The organism is Pseudomonas sp. NPDC087626, from assembly GCF_044743405.1.
Taxonomy (GTDB): Bacteria; Pseudomonadota; Gammaproteobacteria; order Pseudomonadales; family Pseudomonadaceae; genus Aquipseudomonas.
Window position 1 is genome coordinate 1 of the sequence record NZ_JBIUWJ010000072.1, and the last position, 1,246, is coordinate 1,246.

At 56.5% G+C, this 1,246-nt stretch carries 1 protein-coding gene and 1 pseudogene; both read left to right on the forward strand.

All coding sequences use genetic code 11. The annotated features are described in order from the left end of the window. Positions 1–892: pseudogene (rpoB, locus tag ACIOVD_RS27865) on the forward strand (DNA-directed RNA polymerase subunit beta); the annotation flags it as partial. Between the two features lie 64 nt (positions 893–956). Beyond that, positions 957–1,246, forward strand: a 290-nt coding sequence (locus tag ACIOVD_RS27870) for a hypothetical protein (RefSeq protein WP_401131386.1), incomplete at its 3' end; no start/stop codon positions are given.

Below are 1,246 nucleotides of genomic sequence, written 5' to 3' on the forward strand. Positions count from 1 at the left end.
AGGCGTGCTGAAAATCGTCAAGGTTTACCTGGCAATCCGTCGCCGAATCCAGCCGGGCGACACGATGGCGGGTAGTCACGGGTCCCATGGTGTGCTCTCCGGGATCATGCCGGTTGAAGACATGCCGCACGATGCCAATGGCACTCCGGTCGACGTGGTCCTCAACCCACTGGGCGTACCTTCGCGTATGAACGTTGGTCAGATTCTTGAAACCCACCTGGGCCTCGCGGCCAAGGGTCTGGGCGAGAAGATCAACCGCATGATCGAAGAGCAGCGTAAAGTTGCCGAGCTGCGCAAGTTCCTGCACGAGATCTACAACGAGATCGGCGGGCGCCAGGAAAGTCTCGATGACTTCTCCGACCAGGAAATCCTGGATCTGGCGAAAAACCTGCGTGGCGGCGTACCAATGGCCACTCCAGTGTTCGACGGTGCCAAGGAAAGCGAAATCAAGGCCATGCTGAAACTGGCAGACCTGCCAGAAAGCGGCCAGATGCAGCTGACCGACGGCCGTACCGGCAACAAGTTCGAGCGCCCGGTTACCGTTGGCTACATGTACATGCTGAAGCTGAACCACTTGGTAGACGACAAGATGCACGCTCGTTCTACCGGTTCGTACAGCCTGGTTACCCAGCAGCCGCTGGGTGGTAAGGCGCAGTTCGGTGGTCAGCGTTTCGGGGAGATGGAGGTCTGGGCACTGGAAGCATACGGTGCTGCATACACTCTGCAAGAAATGCTCACAGTGAAGTCGGACGATGTGAACGGCCGGACCAAGATGTACAAAAACATCGTGGACGGCGATCACCGTATGGAGCCGGGCATGCCCGAGTCCTTCAACGTGTTGATCAAAGAAATTCGTTCCCTCGGCATCGATATCGATCTGGAAACCGAATAACACGTGACGTGAATCGAGAGCGGGGCGCGATTGCCCGCTCTCTGCTCCGCCAGGAGGAAAGGCCTTGAAAGACCTACTGAATTTGCTGAAAAACCAGGGTCAAGTCGAAGAGTTCGACGCCATCCGTATCGGATTGGCATCGCCTGAGATGATCCGTTCGTGGTCGTTCGGTGTAGTTAAAAAGCCGGCAACCATCACCTACCGTACGTTCAAACCTGAGCGTGACGGCCTGTTCTGCGCCAAGATCTTTGGCCCGGTAAAGGATTACGAGTGCCTGTGCGGTAAGTACAAGCGCTTGAAGCACCGTGGTGTGATCTGCGAGAAGTGCGGCGTTGAAGTTGCACTGGCAAAAGT